At 60.5% G+C, this 18,048-nt stretch carries 18 protein-coding genes; all 18 read right to left on the bottom strand.

Annotated elements, in window-relative coordinates:
- Positions 1-8: 8 nt before the first annotated feature.
- The 18 genes from era to mihF all read right to left on the bottom strand — a co-directional run bounded on the left by era (position 9) and on the right by mihF (position 17,913).
- Positions 9-1,079, bottom strand: a complete 1,071-nt coding sequence (gene era, locus GPK42_RS05450; RefSeq protein WP_215694054.1) for a GTPase Era — start codon at positions 1,077-1,079, stop codon at positions 9-11.
- 12 nt (positions 1,080-1,091) lie between these two features.
- Positions 1,092-1,469, bottom strand: a complete 378-nt coding sequence (locus GPK42_RS05445) for a diacylglycerol kinase family protein (protein ID WP_022094706.1) — start codon at positions 1,467-1,469, stop codon at positions 1,092-1,094.
- 9 nt (positions 1,470-1,478) lie between these two features.
- Positions 1,479-1,988 (bottom strand): rRNA maturation RNase YbeY, encoded by a 510-nt coding sequence (gene ybeY / locus GPK42_RS05440; protein ID WP_215694052.1) that lies wholly within the window; start codon positions 1,986-1,988, stop codon positions 1,479-1,481.
- Entirely contained in the window at positions 1,985-2,971 is a 987-nt protein-coding gene (locus GPK42_RS05435; protein ID WP_215694050.1) for a PhoH family protein, read from the bottom strand. Before GPK42_RS05435 ends, ybeY begins: the two co-directional genes overlap by 4 nt.
- A complete protein-coding gene (locus tag GPK42_RS05430; protein ID WP_215694048.1) occupies positions 2,952-4,244 on the bottom strand; it encodes a MiaB/RimO family radical SAM methylthiotransferase in 1,293 nt (430 codons plus the stop codon). Before GPK42_RS05430 ends, GPK42_RS05435 begins: the two co-directional genes overlap by 20 nt.
- A 9-nt stretch (positions 4,245-4,253) precedes the next feature.
- Positions 4,254-5,402, bottom strand: a complete 1,149-nt coding sequence (dnaJ, locus tag GPK42_RS05425; protein ID WP_215694046.1) for a molecular chaperone DnaJ — start codon at positions 5,400-5,402, stop codon at positions 4,254-4,256.
- An 81-nt stretch (positions 5,403-5,483) separates the two neighbouring features.
- Positions 5,484-6,587 (bottom strand): DnaJ domain-containing protein, encoded by a 1,104-nt coding sequence (locus GPK42_RS05420; RefSeq protein WP_215694044.1) that lies wholly within the window; start codon positions 6,585-6,587, stop codon positions 5,484-5,486.
- Between the two features lie 58 nt (positions 6,588-6,645).
- Positions 6,646-7,878 (bottom strand): radical SAM family heme chaperone HemW, encoded by a 1,233-nt coding sequence (hemW, locus tag GPK42_RS05415; RefSeq protein WP_215694042.1) that lies wholly within the window; start codon positions 7,876-7,878, stop codon positions 6,646-6,648.
- Between the two features lie 2 nt (positions 7,879-7,880).
- Positions 7,881-8,924, bottom strand: a complete 1,044-nt coding sequence (gene dusB / locus GPK42_RS05410; RefSeq protein ID WP_215694040.1) for a tRNA dihydrouridine synthase DusB — start codon at positions 8,922-8,924, stop codon at positions 7,881-7,883.
- Positions 8,925-8,928: 4 nt separating this feature from the next.
- Positions 8,929-10,740, bottom strand: a complete 1,812-nt coding sequence (gene lepA / locus GPK42_RS05405; RefSeq protein WP_215694037.1) for a translation elongation factor 4 — start codon at positions 10,738-10,740, stop codon at positions 8,929-8,931.
- Between the two features lie 96 nt (positions 10,741-10,836).
- Positions 10,837-11,103, bottom strand: coding sequence for a 30S ribosomal protein S20 (gene rpsT, locus GPK42_RS05400; RefSeq protein WP_022094714.1), 267 nt, complete (start codon positions 11,101-11,103; stop codon positions 10,837-10,839).
- A 133-nt stretch (positions 11,104-11,236) separates the two neighbouring features.
- Complete coding sequence (gene holA / locus GPK42_RS05395) at positions 11,237-12,199, bottom strand: DNA polymerase III subunit delta (protein WP_215694035.1); 963 nt, start codon at positions 12,197-12,199, stop codon at positions 11,237-11,239.
- Positions 12,200-12,277: 78 nt separating this feature from the next.
- On the bottom strand, positions 12,278-14,581 hold the full coding sequence (locus GPK42_RS05390; RefSeq protein ID WP_215694033.1) for a DNA internalization-related competence protein ComEC/Rec2: 2,304 nt from the start codon (positions 14,579-14,581) through the stop codon (positions 12,278-12,280).
- Positions 14,578-15,288, bottom strand: a complete 711-nt coding sequence (locus tag GPK42_RS05385; protein ID WP_215694031.1) for a helix-hairpin-helix domain-containing protein — start codon at positions 15,286-15,288, stop codon at positions 14,578-14,580. Before GPK42_RS05385 ends, GPK42_RS05390 begins: the two co-directional genes overlap by 4 nt.
- A 214-nt stretch (positions 15,289-15,502) precedes the next feature.
- Positions 15,503-16,747: a tRNA uracil 4-sulfurtransferase ThiI gene (gene thiI, locus GPK42_RS05380; RefSeq protein WP_215694029.1), complete on the bottom strand. Its 1,245-nt coding sequence runs from the start codon at positions 16,745-16,747 to the stop codon at positions 15,503-15,505.
- Positions 16,748-17,029 (bottom strand): DNA-directed RNA polymerase subunit omega, encoded by a 282-nt coding sequence (locus GPK42_RS05375; protein WP_152078515.1) that lies wholly within the window; start codon positions 17,027-17,029, stop codon positions 16,748-16,750.
- A gap of 5 nt (positions 17,030-17,034) precedes the next feature.
- The gene (gene gmk / locus GPK42_RS05370) at positions 17,035-17,604 is read right to left on the bottom strand and encodes a guanylate kinase (RefSeq protein ID WP_215694027.1); all 570 of its coding nucleotides are present in this window, start codon (positions 17,602-17,604) and stop codon (positions 17,035-17,037) included.
- Positions 17,605-17,913, bottom strand: a complete 309-nt coding sequence (gene mihF, locus GPK42_RS05365) for an integration host factor, actinobacterial type (protein WP_006236130.1) — start codon at positions 17,911-17,913, stop codon at positions 17,605-17,607.
- Between the last annotated feature and the right edge of the window lie 135 nt (positions 17,914-18,048).

Below are 18,048 nucleotides of genomic sequence, written 5' to 3'. Positions count from 1 at the left end.
GCCGAGGCTTAATCTTCGGCGTTATAGCCAAAGCGGCGAATCTGCGCCTCGTCATCGCGCCAGCCGGCCTTGACCTTCACGTCGAGCTCCAAAAAGACCTGAGTGCCAAAGATACGCTCAAGGTCACGGCGGGCATCGATGCCGATATGCTTGATCATCTCGCCGCCCTTGCCGATGATGATGCCCTTCTGCCCCTCGCGCTCGACGTAAATCGTGGCGTGCACGCGCAGGACCTTCTTAGTCTGCTCGAGCGCGTCACAAATGACCCCCACGGAGTGAGGGATCTCGTCGCGGGTGCGACGCAGGACCTTCTCGCGCACAAACTCGGCAACGAGCGTCTCATCGGACGCGTCGGTACCCATGTCCTCGGGGAACCAGCGCGGGCCCTCGGGCAAAAAGTGAGCGACGGTCTCGATAAACGCATCGACGTTGAAGTTCTTGACCGACGACGTCACGATCTCATCGTCATATTCCATAAGCTCGTGAGCGGCCTTGAGCTGTTCCATAACCTGGGCGGGATCGGCCTCGTCGGCCTTCGTGAGCACCAGGACCTTCTTGGAACGGGCGTTTTTGACGCGCTCGGCAACCCAGGCGTCCCCCCTGCCGATCGGCTTGGTAGCATCGATCAAAAACGCGACGACGTCAACATCATTCAGCTCAAACAGAGCGCTCTTATTAAGCTCGGAGCCCAGACCGTCCTTGGGCTTATGGATACCCGGCGTGTCAACGAAGACCAGCTGGTAACCGGGGCGGTTGACGACGGCGCGCATGCGGCGGCGGGTCGTCTGGGCCACCGGAGAGGTGATGGCGACTTTCTTGCCGTAACAGGCGTTGAGCAGCGTGGACTTGCCGGCGTTGGGGCGACCGACCAGGGCCACAAAGCCGCTGCGGAAACCGGGTTCCACGTCGCCAAAGCCCGCAAGGCCCTCATCCTCGTCGCACAGGGCATCGAGTTCCTCGTCGCTCATACCCTCAAACGGGTCGAACTCCTCGACCTCGCCAAACGAATCTGCACCTTCAGCCTCGTCCAGGACCTCGTCATCCAAAATTTCATCGGTAGGCTGCATATTGTCGGACATGGGAATCCCTTTCTAAATAAAGTCGAGCGCGTGGGCAAAGACAAGCAAGCCCACGATCGCGGCGGTAATGGAAAGAACGTATACAGAGGCAGCGGCGATATCCTTCGCGCGCTTGGCCAGTGGATGAAGCTCCTGGGTCGCGAGGTCGACAATCGCCTCCATAGCGGTATTGCATAACTCGCCGTGAATCACCAGGCCGCAGCAGATGATGACCGTTGCCCACTCGGCAATATCGAGCCCCACAATGCAGCCGGCAATGACGGTACACACGCCCGCTACGAGCATGACCTTGATATTGCGCTCGGTCTTGACGGCGGTGACGAAGCCCTCCATAGCGTATGAGAACGACTTTAAAAAGGACGGATGGTCCTTGTTCGATCCGGGAATCATAGACGGCTCCTAGTCGTGGGCATGATTGGTTATGGGGCCAACGTGGACCAGCTTGGGGTCCTCGCCGCGCTCAAGCGCCAGATCGCGCAGGATGGCATCCTCGCGTGCCTCCATGACCTCGGCTTCATCGTCCTCGATATGGTCATAACCCAGCAGGTGCAACATTCCGTGCACGAGCATCAGGCGGCACTCGTCGGCGGGGCTGTTGCCAAAACCGGGGGCCTGGCGGGCAATAACCTGCGGGGCCAGGATAATATCGCCGAGCTCGAGCGTCTCGTCGGTGGGAATATCCTCGTCAAAGGCCGAGTCGCATTCAAACGAGAGCACGTCGGTCGTGCGATCGATGCCACGCCACTCGTGGTTGAGCTCGTGCATCTCGTCCTCATCGACATACGAAAGGGAAATCTCGACCTCACGCTCAACGCCCTCGGCGGCAAGCACGACCTCGCAGATGTGCTCTACCTCATGGGCATCGAGCAGCGTATCGAGCTCGGCATCGTTGCTGATCAATACACTCAACGGGACTCCTTTCGATCGTGTGCGCGCTGCCCGCGCGCATCGTCGTATGCATCATAGGCCTCAACGATACGGCCCACCAGGGCATGGCGCACCACATCGGCGCGCTCCAGGTGAGAAAACGCCACATCGTCGACGCGACCCAAAATCTGCTCGACATCGGCAAGGCCGCCGCGACGACCCACCAGGTCACGCTGACTCAGGTCGCCGGTAATCACGAACTTGGAATTAAAACCCAGACGCGTCAGGAACATCTTCATCTGCTCGGGCGTCGTGTTTTGCGCCTCATCGAGCACCACAAAGGCATCGCTCAGCGTTCGACCGCGCATATAGGCGAGTGGGGCGATCTCGATCACGCCACGCTCCATAAGCTCATCGGTACGCTCGCGATCCATCATGTCAAAGAGGGCATCATAGAGCGGACGCATATATGGGTCGATCTTTTCCTCGAGGGTGCCGGGCAAAAAGCCCAGGTTCTCCCCCGCCTCGACAACCGGGCGCGTCAGGATCAGGCGACCTACCTCATGGCGCTTGAGTGCGGCGACGGCGAGCGCCATAGCCAGATAGGTTTTACCGGTACCGGCAGGGCCTAGACCAAACGTGATGGTATGAGAGCGAATGGCATCCACGTAGCGCTTTTGGCCGAGCGTCTTGGGGCGGACGACACGACCCCGATACGATAGCAGCACGTCGTCGCGCAGCGACGAGGCATCATGCTCGCCGTCGCGCAAAACGGCCAGACAGCGCGAGACATCATCGGCAGAAAGCGTGCGCCCGGCAGCAGCCTCACGAAAGGCATGTTCGAAAAAACGAGCGACCAGCTCAACCTCGTCCGGATCGCCGCTCACGGCAACGCTGTCACCGCGGGCAACCACATCGGCGCGCACCAAGTTCTCGAGCGCACGAAGGACGCCGTCGCCGGCGCCCAAAACGCGCGAGGGGTCGATACCCTCGGGAACGGTAAGTCTAATCTTCGAGGCTTCCATGAACCTCCCTGCGCGCATGGACCAAGCCGGAATCATCGACTCCGATGATAGCAACATCGAGCAGGCACGGGGCTGTGAGTCCACAGGTATCATCAAGACGGGCATGATGGAACGAGCCAAGGGTCAAATTGTCACCGTACTCAAGCACGGCGCGCTCGACGGTGCCCACGCGACGGCGGGCATCGGCAACAGCGAGCTCCTGGGCCGCCGCGCGCATACGACGGCTGCGCTCGGCCATGACCTCGGGCGGCACCTGGTCGGGCATATCGGCGGCAAGGGTGCCGGGGCGCTTGCTATATCGAAACACGTGCATGCGCGAAAAGCCCACGCGACGGCACAGCGCCAGCGACTCCTCGAACTCCTCGTCCGTCTCGCCAGGAAAACCGACGATAACGTCGCACGAAAGAGACGCCTGTGGCAAGTTAGCGCGAATCATGCGCACCGTGTCCTCAAAGGCCTCGGCACTATAGGGACGACCCATGCGATGCAGGGTCGCCGTGCAGCCAGACTGCACGGGCAGATGCAAAAACGGCGCGATACGCTTCGGATAGCGAGCCATCACCTTGAGCAAGCGCTCGGAAATATCCATAGGCTCCACCGAGGAGATGCGCACATGCGGAATAGACGTGCGCTCCATAATCGCCTCGAGCAGCTCATCGATCTCGACATGTTCGTCGGTCGCGCTCTTGCCGTCATAGGCACCCAGATTCACGCCGGTCAGCACGACCTCGGGCACGCCGGCCTCCTGGGCTTCACGCACCTGTTCGAGCACGGACTCGACGGGCACGGAACGCTCGGGGCCGCGGGCCTTCCACACGATGCAATAGGTGCAGCGGTGGTTGCAGCCATCCTGGATCTTCACACCCAGCCGCGAACGACCGAGCGCATCGACCACGTCGCCATCGCTGCAGGCGGGCACGCTATCGGATTCGACGCCCAGCACCTCGCAGACGCGCTCGGCGACGTCAATCTTGGACGGTTCGGCGATCACGCGATCGGAGAGCTCCAGTAGCTCCTCGGGATGCAGGTTGACGACGCAACCGGTTACGACCACGTAGGGCTCGCCCGGATAGGCCAGGGCGTGACGGACGGCCTTGCGGGTCTTGGCCTCGGCCTCCCCCGTCACGGCACAGGTATTGATAACGATCAGATCGGCGTCCTGGGGCTCCACCATCGCAAAGCCCAGGCGCATAAGATCGGCAGTGATACGGTCGGACTCAACCCGGTTGACACGACAACCGAGGTTGACGACGGAAATATGGGGTGCGAGCACACGGGCTCCTTAATCGAGGATGTCGTCGAGGGCACTCTTGATACGGTCGGTCACCGACTTCTTGCCGGATGCGACGTCATCGCCCATCTCGTCGGCAAAGGCGCGAAGCAGCTCGCGCTGCTTGTTGGAGAGATTGGTGGGGACGACCACGCGTAGCTGCACGACCAGACGACCACGCGAACCTCCACCGCCGATACGCGGCATGCCGTAATTGTTGACGCTCACGGTGTCACCGTACTGTGTGCCGGCGGGAACCGTCACCTTGACGACCTCGTCAGGCATAATGCCCTCGACCTCAATCTCGCAACCGAGCGCGGCCTGCGCAATCGAGATATCGCTCACCAGATACAGGTCATCGCCATTACGCTTAAAACGCTCGTGGTCGGCGACACGCACGTTGACGATCAGGTCGCCCGACGGCTCGCCACGAAGGCCGGCCTCGCCAAAACCACTCACGCGCAGCTGGCGACCGGTCGAAACACCGGCGGGAATATCGATGTCAATCTTTTCGTGCGAAGGCGTGCGGCCCTGGCCGTCACAGGTCTCGCAGGGATGATCGATGACCGTGCCTTCGCCGTGGCAGTCGGGACAGGGCGAAGAGGACTGAACCTGGCCCAGGAAAGAACGCTGGACCGTCGTCACATAGCCCGTGCCATGACAGCGGCTGCACTGCTTTTCGGCCGCGCCCTCGGCCTTGCCGGTGCCATTGCAGTCCTCGCAAGGAGCAAGGCGGTCATAGCTGATGGTCTTTTTGCAGCCGAGCGCTGCCTCCTCGAGCGTCACCGAAAGCGAGATGGCCATGTCACGTCCGCGACGACGCTCACGACGGCTACGGGCGCCACCACCGGCACCGCCGCCGAAGAACGACGAGAACAAGTCGTCCATGCCCATGCCACCAAAGATATCGTTGATATCGACGTAGCCCGAACCACCAGGGCCGTCGGCAGTGCCGTAACGGTCGTAGTTAGCACGCTTCTGCTCGTCGGAAAGAACGGAATAGGCCTCGTTGAGTTCTTTGAACTTGGCCTCGGCCTCGGGGTCGTCCGAAACATCCGGGTGTACCGTACGGGCCTTCTTTAGAAACGCACGCTTGATCGTCCGCGCGTCGGCATCCTTGTCGACGCCAAGTACCTCGTAGTAATCCCTATTTTCCGACACGACCGAATCCTTCCAACTTTCATTATTGTCACAGTGCGTCCTATACCCAAGCCGGGCCGGGCGCAAACAGAGGGTTTGATGTTATTGCATTCCGTACGGCGAAAGCACGGCCCGTTGTGAGCAGCTCGCGAACCAAACCGACACGAGCGCGAACATAAAACCGTTGGCAAATCCATTGGCAAACTGCATCGCACCGCGCTTCCACCACAGCAGGCTGCGATGAAGCAGGCCGTCCGACAGCACCATGAACAAGCCCATGGCAAAGGGAATGAAGCACATCATGGCAAAGGCGGAAAACACGCCAGAGATGGCCGACAGCACCAAAAACGGAGCGATGATACCCATGAGGTAGAAGCCGGTGCGAGCCTTACCCTCCAGGCGCTCGGCCTCAACGTGCGCACGACCGACCAGGTCACCGCCCGAAGCGCCGTTCGTGCCGGCGTGTCCCATGTTGGGGATGCGCACCTCGTCGCCATCATGCGTGCCGGCGGGAAACTCAATCGTCTGCTCGGAGGTCACACGGGTACGACCGCTGCCACCGCAATCGGGGCAGGGGTCGGCAACGACCTTGCCGGAACCGCCGCACTCGGGACAAACCGTCTGGAACGTGCCCGCACCAAACAGGAAGGACAGGTCGACATCGATATGGCCGCGACCACCGCAGCTCGGGCAGGTATGGGCATGCTCTGACGAAACGGAGCCCGATCCGCCGCAATGTCCGCAGGTGTCAAAGCGGGTGTAGCGAACGGTCTTGTGGGCACCGCTCTTGGCCTCCTTGGCGTCGAGCTTGATATCGACGACCACGTTGGCGCCACTCTCGGGGTTGTAGGCCGCCTGGCCGCGACGGGGCTGGCCCCAGGCGCCCCCGAAGGGGAAACCGCCGTCAAAGGGATTGCCGTAACCGGAGCCGCCGGCATAGCCGCCGCCATAGGGCGAAGCCGTCGGTGCACCGGCAAAGGGATTGCCCGACCGCATGGCGTCGTAACGCGCACGCTTCTGCTCGTCCGAGAGCACGGCGTAGGCCTCGGAAACCTCTTTAAACTTCTCCTCGGCATCCGGCTCTTTATTGACGTCCGGATGGAGCTTGCGAGCCTTTTGCTGGAAAGCCTTTTGAATATCACGCGAGGTGGCATCCTTGGAGACACCAAGAATCTCGTAGTAATCTTTTTCGTTCATCGTCGCCATGCGCGGCAACCTCCTGCTCACAGCAGCGTATATATTTCGGTAATTCTACCCGAGCGGCCTAGGCTAGATCCCAAAACAGCTCGAACAGCATATTTCCATCGAGCCAGCCCAAGTGGGTCGGCGCTAAACGGGCGCGGGCGCGACCTGCGATAACGTCTTTTGAGGTGACGCGCCCCGCCCGTCCTTCAACATGATCGGGCGCCCAGGTGGCAAGTCCCAACTCGAGCGCACGGTCGCAGGCCGCCGCCAGCTCGTCTGCAGCAATCACGCTTGCCGAGTGAACCAACAGTTCGGACCCAATGCCACGTGTCATGCGGCAGGCGAGCATCAAATCCTCGGCCACCGCCTCGCGCTGCGACAGATACTCGGCATCAAAGGTCGTCGCGGCATCGTCGCGTTGTACCAGACGTACGCGATGCGCTTCGCCGCGAGCTGGCACGTCGGGATACAGCCCGGCCAAGCGATCGAAATCCTCGGCGTCGAGCATACCGGCGGCAGAACGACCCAAACCCAAATAGCCCTGTCCGGTCCAATAGGCAATGTTGTGGGCGCATTCATGCCCATCGAGCGCGTAGCTCGCCACCTCATACGGATGGCAGCCCGCCGAACTCAGCCGCTCGCGCGCAACGTCCATGCATGCGGCTTGGAAATCCTCATCAGGCTCAAGCGATTCGTCACGGCACGCCATGCGGTAAAGCGGCGTGCCCTCCTCGAGCGTGAGCGGGTAGACCGACACATGATGCGGAGCCGCCGTCAGCACGCCATCGAGCGTGCTCTTCCAACTCGCTGCGGTCTGTCCGGGAAGCCCACACATAAGATCGCACGACACGTCAAGCCCAGCGTTCTTGACCGTCGCGATGGCAGCGAGCGCCCGATCGGCATCGTGAATACGGCCAATCGCAGCAAGCTCGTCGTTGTCGAGGGTTTGGACTCCCAGAGAAATGCGCGTGACGCCCACCCCGGCAAGCGCCGCGGTGAGCTGCGAAGTCAACGACTCAGGATTAGCCTCGCAGGTAAACTCAACGGGCTTACACCACGCAGAGATACGCCGGGCGAGTTCTACCAGACGCTCCCCCGCCAGCGACGGCGTGCCGCCGCCAACATAGACGGTGCGGACCTGCGCAAGCGCCCCGGCGTCTCCAAAGGCATCGAGGCGTGCATACAGCTGCTCAAAATAGGCATCGAGCGCAGCGCTCAGGTCGCACGGAGCGAAACTGCGCGAGTCAAAGTCGCAATAGCGGCATTTTTGAGCGCAAAACGGCACGTGCACATACAGCGCGGTAACGGCCACCCTTAAGCCTCCAGCGGATGAGCGGGCACCGACTCACCGGCAGCAAGCGCGGCCTCGCAGGCCACCACATCGCGCTCGATATCATCGACCAGCGCCATAAACTCCTCGTACGTGGAGCAGCGTACCACCTGAGCGCGCCAGGCGGCGGCATGGGGCATGCCCTTTAAGTACCAGCTTGCATACGTACGGGCGCGCGACATAAGCGGCAGAAGCTCGTGCGTCAACGTCAGGTGCTCACGCAGAGCCTCCAGGCGCTCGACCGAGGAGCGAGAGGGAACCGGCGTGCCATCGAGCGCAAGGGCTCGGGCATCGCCGAACACCCACGGATTGCCGTAGATGCCGCGCGCGATAAACACCGCGCTGGCACCCGAGCCACGCAGATGCTCAGCAGCGTCCTCGGCCGAGAACACATCGCCCGAACCAATCACGGGAATCTCGACAGCGTCGGCAACCTCATCGACGACAGACCAATCGGCCTGGCCCGAATAGAGCTGCGTGGCGCAACGACCGTGCACGGCAACTGCAGAGGCGCCCGCACCTTCGAGCATCTGGGCAAACGTTGCGGCGTTGCGATCCTCGGCATAAAAACCCTTGCGGATCTTCACGGTCACGGGAACATGCGCCGCGCCCACCGCTGCCTCGACAATCTTCTCGGCCAGGTCGGGCGTGCGCATAAGTGCCGAGCCCTCGCCCTTGGTAACGACCTTACGGGCAGGACAGGCCATGTTGATATCGATGAGCGACAGACGATCGCCAACGCGCTCCTCGACGGCAGCGACAGCGCTCGCAAACTGATCGGGCTTGGAGCCAAAGAGCTGCACGCAAATCTGCTGCTCCTCGTCGGCCGGCAACACCAGGCGCCACGTCTTGTTGCTGGCATAGGCAAGGCCTGCAACGCTCACCATCTCGCTGTAGGCAAGGTTGGCACCGCGGCGGCGACACATGATGCGGTAGGCGGGGTCGGTTACGCCCGCCATGGGAGCCATAAGGAACGGCTGCTCGGCATAGGCGCCCAGCAGCCGCTTGCTGTATTCAGAAAGCGCCATGGACCTACTCGTCCACCTTGAGAATCGCCATAAAGGCCTCCTGCGGAACCTCGACCGAGCCGATGGCCTTCATGCGCTTCTTGCCCTCTTTCTGCTTCTCGAGCAGCTTGCGCTTTCGCGAGATATCGCCGCCGTAGCACTTGGCCAGCACGTCCTTACGGCGCGCCTTAACGGTGGAGCGGGCGATGATCTTGTTGCCGATGGCGCCCTGGATAGGCACCTCGAACAGCTGTCGCGGGATGATCTCCTTGAGCTTGTCGCACAGGCCGCGGGCCAGGCCATAAGCCTTATCCTTGTGCACGATAAACGACAGCGCGTCCACCTCGTCGCCCGAAAGCAGGATGTCGAGCTTGACGAGCTCGGAGGGGCGATATTCGTTGAACTCGTAGTCGAGCGAGGCGTAACCCTTAGTGCGGCTCTTGAGCTGATCGAAGAAGTCCAAGATGAGCTCGGCGAGCGGCATATCAAAGCGCATCTCGACCGATTTGCTCGTCAGGTGGATCATATCGGTCGTAACGCCACGGTGCTCGATAGCGAGCTGCATGACGGCACCCGTATACTCGGGCGGGCAGATGATCTTTGCCTTGAGGTATGGCTCTTCGATACGCTCGATGCGCGTGGCCTCGGGCAGATCCTGCGGGCTGCGGACATCGATCATCTCGCCGTCAGTCTTGTACACGTGATAGTCGACCGAGGGACTCGTGGCGATCAGATCCAGATTGAACTCGCGCTCCAGGCGCTCCTTGACGACCTCCATGTGCAGCAGACCCAAGAAGCCCACGCGGAAGCCAAAGCCCAGCGCCACCGACGTCTCAGGCTCCCACACCAACGAAGGATCGTTGACGTGTAGCTTATCGAGCGCGTCGCGCAGGTTCTCGTAGTCCTTGTTGTCGATGGGGAACAGGCCCGTGTAGACCATAGACTTGGCCTCGCGGTAGCCCGGCAGCGGCTCGGGGCAGGGGTTCGAAGCCCACGTAAGGGTATCGCCCACGCGCACAGCCTCGGGGTCCTTCAGACCCGTGACCACGTAGCCGACCTCTCCGACAGTCAGGGCATCGACCGGCGTCTCGGCAGGGCGCTTAACGCCCACGCCATCGACCAAGAAGTCGCCCTTGGCCTGCATCATGCGCAGGGTATCGCCCTTTTTGATGGAACCGTCAAAGACGCGCACCGTGGCGACGACGCCGCGGTACTCATCGAAGTACGAATCCAGAATCAGTGCCTTGAGAGGGCCATTTGCATCGCCCTTGGGAGGCGAGATCAAAAAGACGATGGACTCCAGCAGATCGTGGATACCCTCGCCGGTCTTGCCCGACACGCACACGGCATCGTCGGCGGGAATGGCCAGGTCGTCTTCGATCTCGGTCTTAACCTCATCGGGGTGCGCCGAGGGAAGGTCGATCTTGTTGATAGCCGGAACAATGTCCAAGTTGGCGTTCATGGCGAGCGTCGCGTTGGAAACGGTCTGCGCCTCGACGCCCTGAGTGGCGTCCACGACGAGTACCGCACCCTCGCATGCGGCCAGCGAACGCGAGACCTCATAGGTGAAGTCCACGTGGCCCGGCGTATCGATCAGGTTGAACTGATACGTCTCGCCGTCGTCGGCGTCATAGGAAACGCGGACGGCATTGGACTTGATCGTGATGCCGCGCTCTCGCTCGATGTCCATGGTGTCGAGCAGCTGCGACTCCATGTCGCGCTCATCGACGGTATGGGTGAGCTCGAGGATGCGGTCACTGATCGTGGACTTGCCATGGTCGATATGTGCAACGATCGAGAAGTTGCGGATGTGGGAAATGTCAATTGAAGTATTCATGCGGACTATCTTACCCGAGCGGTACAAAAAATGGAGCCTGTTCCATAAAACAGGCTCCATTTATGCGCGTAATCTGTGTGGTGTGAAATTTACAACTTAAGCGTTGATGCTGTTCACGAGCTTGGCAAGACCGGACTTGCGGTTGGAAGCCTGGTTCTTGTGGATGACATGCTTAGCGGCAGCCATGTCGAGACGCTTGGTGACGGTCTTGAGGGCAGCCTGGGCCTTCTCGGCGTCGCCCTCGGCGACGGCGGACTGGACGTGCTTGGTCAGCGTCTTGAGCTCGGACTTGACAGCCTTGTTACGCATGCGAGCTGCCTCATTGGTGCGGATACGCTTCTTCTGAGACTTGATGTTTGCCACTTCTGGAGTTCCTTTCGAGTTCCTTGCAAAAAATGTATGACACCTCTGAGACACGGTGAGGTCATGCAAGCGCCTACTATAGCACGCTCCCCCTCAAAGGGATAGAACGAATTTGTCAAATAGGCAGGTATCATCACGATTTTCTCAAGATGTTCGTAATCCAGAGCAAAAGCGCGGTCTCCGAATCGGCCGAACCCTTGAGCGCGAGTTCCACATCGACGGCGCCCTCGAGGGCGGCAACGAGCTCGGTCATCGAAAAACGACGCGCCCAGGTAAGGTGATTCTTGACCTGCCAGGCCTGAAGCTTGAGCGTCGCGGCGAGCTCACGCCCCTGCCCACGCCCATCGAGCGCCTTGGCGACGATCAGCTCACGGATGCGACCGCATAGCAGCGTGTAGGTCCACACGTAGCTCTTGGAGGGCAGAAGTTTAAAGAGCTCGAGCGAACGCCGCATATCGCGAGCCGAGACGGCGTTGAGAAAGTCCCAGGGCTGAACCTCGGCCGTACGCACGATCCAACGCTCCACGTCGGCAAGCTCAATCTGGGGCGCCTCGACCATCTGGGCGAGCTTTGCCAGGTCATTATCGAGCATGCGCGTGTTTTCGCCCGAACGCGAGACGAGCTCCTCGGCACCAGCCGTCGAGATGGACTTACCGTGCTGCGTCGCCATCTGCTGCACGCGGCGCGGCAGTTCCCAGCGCTTGGTACCCGAGCAGTCGACGATAGCCTTCTTGTCGATCTTGGCGATTGCCTTATACAGGCGCGTATTCTTGGCAAGTGAGTCGGCGATAATGAGACAGACCGTTGTGGGGCTGGGACTTGCGAGGTACTCGACGAGCGGTTCCGAGACCGCCTTGGCAAGCTTGGAGCAGCCGTCAAGGATCACCAGGCGAAACTCGCTACCCATGGGAAAGGTATTGAGTGAGCCGATGATCGACTCGATATCGGGATCTTTCGTCATGTCGCGTTCATCGAGGTTGAACTCAACCATACCCGACTTTTCCAAGCGAGCTTTCATACGCGAGACGGCGTGGTCGCGCTTGACCCCATCGGTACCGACGATCAGATATGCCGGCAGCAGACCGGTTTCGGACATTGCGCTCCCCTCTCGCAGACCCTCGAATTCGTACCGTGCCATTTTAGCCCACGGGCAGGTCCCGCGCCAACGGCAGCATCACGGTCGCTGGCATCGCATCGCAAAGCCCTTCGCGGTCGGCGAGACGGTAATGTCGCCGTGTTCGATGGTGCATGCGAACTCACCACCCGCTTCCTTAACGGCATCGATGCAGGCATCCGACGGATGGCCGTAACGATTTCCCTCGCCGGCGCTCGCGATAGAGAGCTCGGGCTTAAGCGTGCCCAGCAGGTCTGTGTCGACGGAAACTTTTGAGCCGTGATGCCCCAGCTTGAGCACATCGATATCGCCCACCTCCCGTACAAACTCGCGCTCCTGATCGAGCTCGGCATCACCAGTGAGAAGCACGCGGAGGCTCTTACCTTCCTGAGCATAGGAGAGCAGCAAGACAAGCGAGTCCTCATTGCCCTCGCCATCCACCGTGTCAAACGGCCACATCACACGAGTCCGAAATGCGCCTATATCGACCGTGTCTCCGCAAGCCACCTGCCGATACATTACGCCGGGGCGATTCAGGACTTCAGCAGGCGCGCCATCAAGCGCATCGATCGCGACCACAATGGTTCCAACCGAAAACTGATCGAGTACATCGGGAAGACCACCCCAATGGTCCTCGTCCCAATGCGTCACGAAGACGGCATCGATATGATGGACGTTATTGCGAACCAACGCCGATACCACGCGCTCATCGAGCCCACAGTCGACGAGCGCCACAGCGCCACCCTGACGAACCAGAATCGCATCGGCCTGGCCAACATCAAGGACCGTCACCGAAGGCGGAGCGAAGCGATCCCAGTAGATGTACGGAATCGCAGCCAAGAGCACCAGGCATGCAAGCCCCACCGCCATAGGACGCGCACGGGGACGCGGCCACCAGACCAGCAGAACCGCCAGCAAACACGGCACCAGGTAAATCCACATGCTATCGGGCGGCACGCTCACGGATGCACCCGGCACGGCGGCAAACAGCTGCTCGAAGAACAACGCGCAACGGGCGGCAATCATGGGCACCACGAGCGCCCAAGCTTGCAACGGCGCCACGAGCGAAAAGGGAACCAACACGATCGACACAGCGAGCAGTAGACTCACCACCGGACCGATGACCGCATTCGCCAACGGAGCAATGAGCGAGAACGCACCAAAGGCAGGAATGGTGATGGGCAGCGTCGCCAACTGCGAGCACAGTGTGACGGAAAGCATGCTGGCAATGCCCGGCGGCACACCCAACACTCCCAAAGCGTAGGTCGCATAGGGGCAAAAGCACAGAATGGCAAAAACGCTGGCACACGAAAGCTGAAAGCCCATCTCGAACAGCACCGTCGGCCGCAGTAGCACAAAGATGGACATAGTTACGAAGAGTGCCGATGCGCCATGTCGGCGACGCCCCGCACCGTTTACGACAAGCGTCGCGAAGACCATGCAGCACGCGCGCACGGCCGAGGGAGACGCACCCGTAAAGGCAGCGTAGCCCACAAGCGTTATCGCCAATATCGCCCGCTGAAGACCACGTGAACACCGAGTCTTTTGCAAGACACCCTCGATTACAAACCCCACGATAGCCAAATGGCTGCCCGAGACGGCGATAAGATGCGCCGTTCCCGTCACCGAAAACCAGTCGCCCGCCGGCTGGGCACGCAGCTCGGCCGAACGACCGCAAACGACACCGGCTATGAGCGAACGCGCCGGGTCGGTCGCAGGCGCGATGGACGCAAGCAGCCAATTTCGCAGTCGAAGCAGCGGCCCCGGAGAGCCCTCATCGACCGACACCAACCGGATGACTTTAACCTTACGAAGCTCGCCCCGAAGCACGCGTGAGCGCCCATACGCATCATTCTCAAAGTGCGAAATACGACCGATAACACGCACGTGCGCCCCGATCCTGAGCTCGCGGTCGCACGATAGGCGAACCGTCGCCAAGTTCTTACCGTCCGCGCGTGCCTCGCAGGTATAGGAATACACGTCATCGTTTATGGATGGATCACCCTGCACGACAAACTCGAGGCCGCTTGCCGCTCGACCGTCGAGCGCCTTCGAGGCACTTAGCGCACCCACAGCCCACCACGCCGATACAATCGAGCCCGCCAGCAAACCGAAAGCTGCGGCATATAGCCAACGTTTCCACAGGGCAAATCGCTCACAAGATCGAGCCAGCACCATGCACAGCGACGTCGCAACCGAAATAACTACAAGCGCTCCGACCGCCGATGCCTGCTCCCCCAGCATCGCATCGGCGGCCACGTTGAGCACCAAGACACAGCTAACGCACAGGCCTGCACACAAGGCCATCGTCCATGGCATGAGGGGCCGCGGGGGCATCACATGCTCGCGCTTGGGCGCGCTCATACGCAGATACAATCTTTGATTTTGGCGAGCTTCTTCTCGCCGATTCCCGATACGCGCATCAGGTCATCGACTGAGGCAAAAGCACCGTTCTTTGTGCGCTCATCGATAATCGACTGAGCCATAGAAGGCCCAATGCCCGAGAGCGTCTGCAGCTCCGCCGCACTTGCCGTATTGATGTTCACGAGCCCCGACGAAGACCCCGCGCCAGGGGTCGTAGCAGCACTACTTTCGGCCCCGCCGACCGCCGCAGCCGCTTGTTGCTCCCCCACCGTCGGAACATAGATCTTTTGGCCATCTGTGATCTTGGACGCACGATTAAGCCCCGTCACATCCGCCTCGGCCGTAAGCCCTCCGGCGGCATCGATTGCTTGGGACACCCGCGCTCCATCTTCGAGCCGGTACACGCCAGGCCTCGCAACGGCTCCATCAACATCGACGTACACCTCGGCGGCAGAAGAACTCTTGGCAGACGACTCATCGGCATCATCAGAAGACGCATCCCCGGCCCCGCGCACATCCGAGGCGCTCGCCTCACCACTACGCTCAAACGACACGCCACTGTGGCTACCACCAAAGCTAGCCATCGCCAAGCCGCTCGCGGCGGCAATGACAACCAGAATCGCCACCACCACCGCTTTATGCCCGAGCAGCTTTTCTGCCCAGCGGTCCATACGTTTAACCCGTTCGTGTTGCTCGCGCTGCGCCATAGCAAACACCTCCCAACACCATCGTGTCAGGAAACGAGCGCCGCTGACTCTGCACGTCCACGCCGGTTATCGCGGTCAAACCAATAGCTGACCAAAACCTTGCGGAAAAGTGTCCATTAATTCAGTCACACGTCAGCGAATGAACATCTTGACATCATTTGCCCAGATAGCAAAAGACCGACGATACAGGCGCATCGTCGGTCTATGCAGGCAATTACTCGTGATCTTGGTAAATCTCACGCGGAGCAAGCTCCGAATGTTTGCGTTTTAAGGTCTTAGGGGCCTTATACGTGTTGCTGGAGAAGTCGATATACTCGGTCTGCTTAAGCAAGCGCTCAATCATCTCCTCGTGGTCGAACAGCTCCCAGGCCTCGTGCACGGCATCGAGTTTGGCGTGCGTCTCGGGACGACGCGGCATAAAAAGCGTGCAGCAGTCGGGCGCTGCCTCAGTGGAAATATCGAACGTACCGATCTCCTGAGCGCGCGCAATGATCTCCTGCTTGTCAGATCCGATGAGCGGACGGAACACGGGGATCTTCACGGCTTCGTTGACGGCCATGATGTTCTCAAGCGTCTGGGAGGCAACCTGACCGAGCGACTCGCCGGTCACGATGGCCTTGGCGCCCTCGATATGCGCAATGCGCTCGGCAACCGAATACATGATGCGGCGATACATGATCACGCGTAGATTGCTGGGGCAGGCGACGGAAATCTCACGCTGGCAATCGCCAAACGGCACCACGTACAGGCGGCCGATCTGGACACCCGGCTCAAGCGCACGGATGATGTCCTGCACCAAATACTCGCTCGTATCGGGCGTCTGCGGACGACCGGAGAAATGTACCGGCACGCACACCGCGCCGCGACGCGCGAGCATCCAGGTCGCCACCGGAGAATCGATACCCGACGACAGAAGCGTCACGACCTTGCCGGCAGAACCCACCGGCAGGCCGCCCACGCCGCGCTCGGAGCGCGCGTACACGTAAACGCTACCCTGGACCACCAGTACGTGCACCATCGCATCGGGGTCGTGCATTTGAACCTTTTTATCGGGGAAGGCCTCGCACAGCACCTCGCCCACCTGACGATTGATATCAATCGAGGTGAGCTCATAGTCGGTATTGGAGCGCTTGGCGTGCACCTTAAACGAATCGAAGGGGCCAAACTCGCGCAGCGCCTTGACGGCGGCAGCGCAGTACTCCTGCGGGTCGCGGTTGGTATGGTACGCCAGGGACACACGGGCAACGCCGGGGACGGTGCGGATGACACGCGCCGCTTCGTCGGCCTGATGCTCGTTAAAGGTCACGAGGATATAACCGGAAATTCGAGACACGGCGTTCACGGAAAAGGCGGCCAAAGCCGCCTTAATGTTATCCATGAGGATATGCTCAAAATGTGCGCGGTTCTTGCCCTTCAGTCCAACCTCGTGATAGTGGACCAGGCAGACGCGAGCTGCCATTTAGGCTTCAGCAACCTTATGGCCGAGCGCCTTCTCGTAACGGGACTCGTCGTAGGAGATATCGCCGTCGACGATCTCGTCCATAGCCATCGAGATGGTATCGGCGCCGGAGAGCGCGATGGTGATGTCGTCGACATCCTGAACGGCAAGCACGCGGTTATGTTGACCGCGCAGCATACTATTGATGTCGCAGGCACGCTTGGAGGCAAGCGAAGCGAGCAGGAAGCGGTTGTGATCGGTCTTCTCCAGAAGATCGTCAATGCAAGGCTTTACAACGGACACGGACCTCAGATCCTTTCATGCATATCGAGAACGCGAACGAGCTCATCGGTCGCGCGGTCGAGATCGTCATTCACCACGACGTCGTCGTAGCGGTCGGCAAGGGCAAGCTCATGGGCGGCGTTTGCCATACGCAGCTCAATCGTCTCGGGCGTCTCGGTACCGCGACCGACCAAACGCTCGCGGAGCACCTCGAGCGAGGGCGGCTTGATAAAGATCAGCACGGCCTCGGGAAAACGCTCCTTGACCTGCAGGGCACCCTGGACATCGATCTCCAAGATGAGAGACGAACCAGAGGCTAGCTTGGACTGGACCTCGCTCACCAACGTGCCGTAGCAGTTACCGTGGACCTCGGCCCATTCAACAAACTCACCGTTTGCCACGCGGCGGTCGAACTCCTCACGCGTCAGGAAAAAGTAATTGACGCCATCGACCTCGCCTTTGCGTGGGGCTCGTGTGGTAGCCGAAACCGTCAGGCCCAGGTTAGAGCAACGCTCGCGCACACGAGTGACGAGCGTGCCCTTGCCCGCGCCTGACGGTCCAGAAATCACAAAGAGCTTTGAATCCTGAGCGCTCACTTATTTGGTCAGCTGCTCGAGGAGCTGCTCGCGCTGACGGACGCCGAGGCCCTGGACGCGACGGGTAGCGGAGATGCCGAGCTCCTCCATGATCTTGGCGGCCTTGGCCTTGCCATAACCGGGGAGAGACTCGATGAGGGTGGAAACCTTCATGCGGGAAGCAATGGGGTCATCGGAGTTGAGCACGGATTCGAGGGACTTCTCACCCTTCTTGATCTGCTCACGGAGCTCTGCGCGAGCGTGACGCGCGGCGGCAGCCTTCTCAAGAGCCTGCTTGCGCTGCTCATCGGTAAGCTGAGGGAGTGCCATTCGTACCTCCAAATAGTTGGGTTATATCTGATTCAATATTTGGCATTTTAGCACGTAAAACGTACAAAATGGCCAATCGCGGCTCCATAGGTTAGACGATACCCGCAAAAAGTGCAATATATCGCGCTAAAAGAT

Source organism: Collinsella aerofaciens (assembly GCF_018785265.1).
Classification (GTDB): Bacteria; Actinomycetota; Coriobacteriia; order Coriobacteriales; family Coriobacteriaceae; genus Collinsella; species Collinsella aerofaciens_AI.
This window is presented reverse-complemented; position numbering and strand designations above follow the sequence as displayed.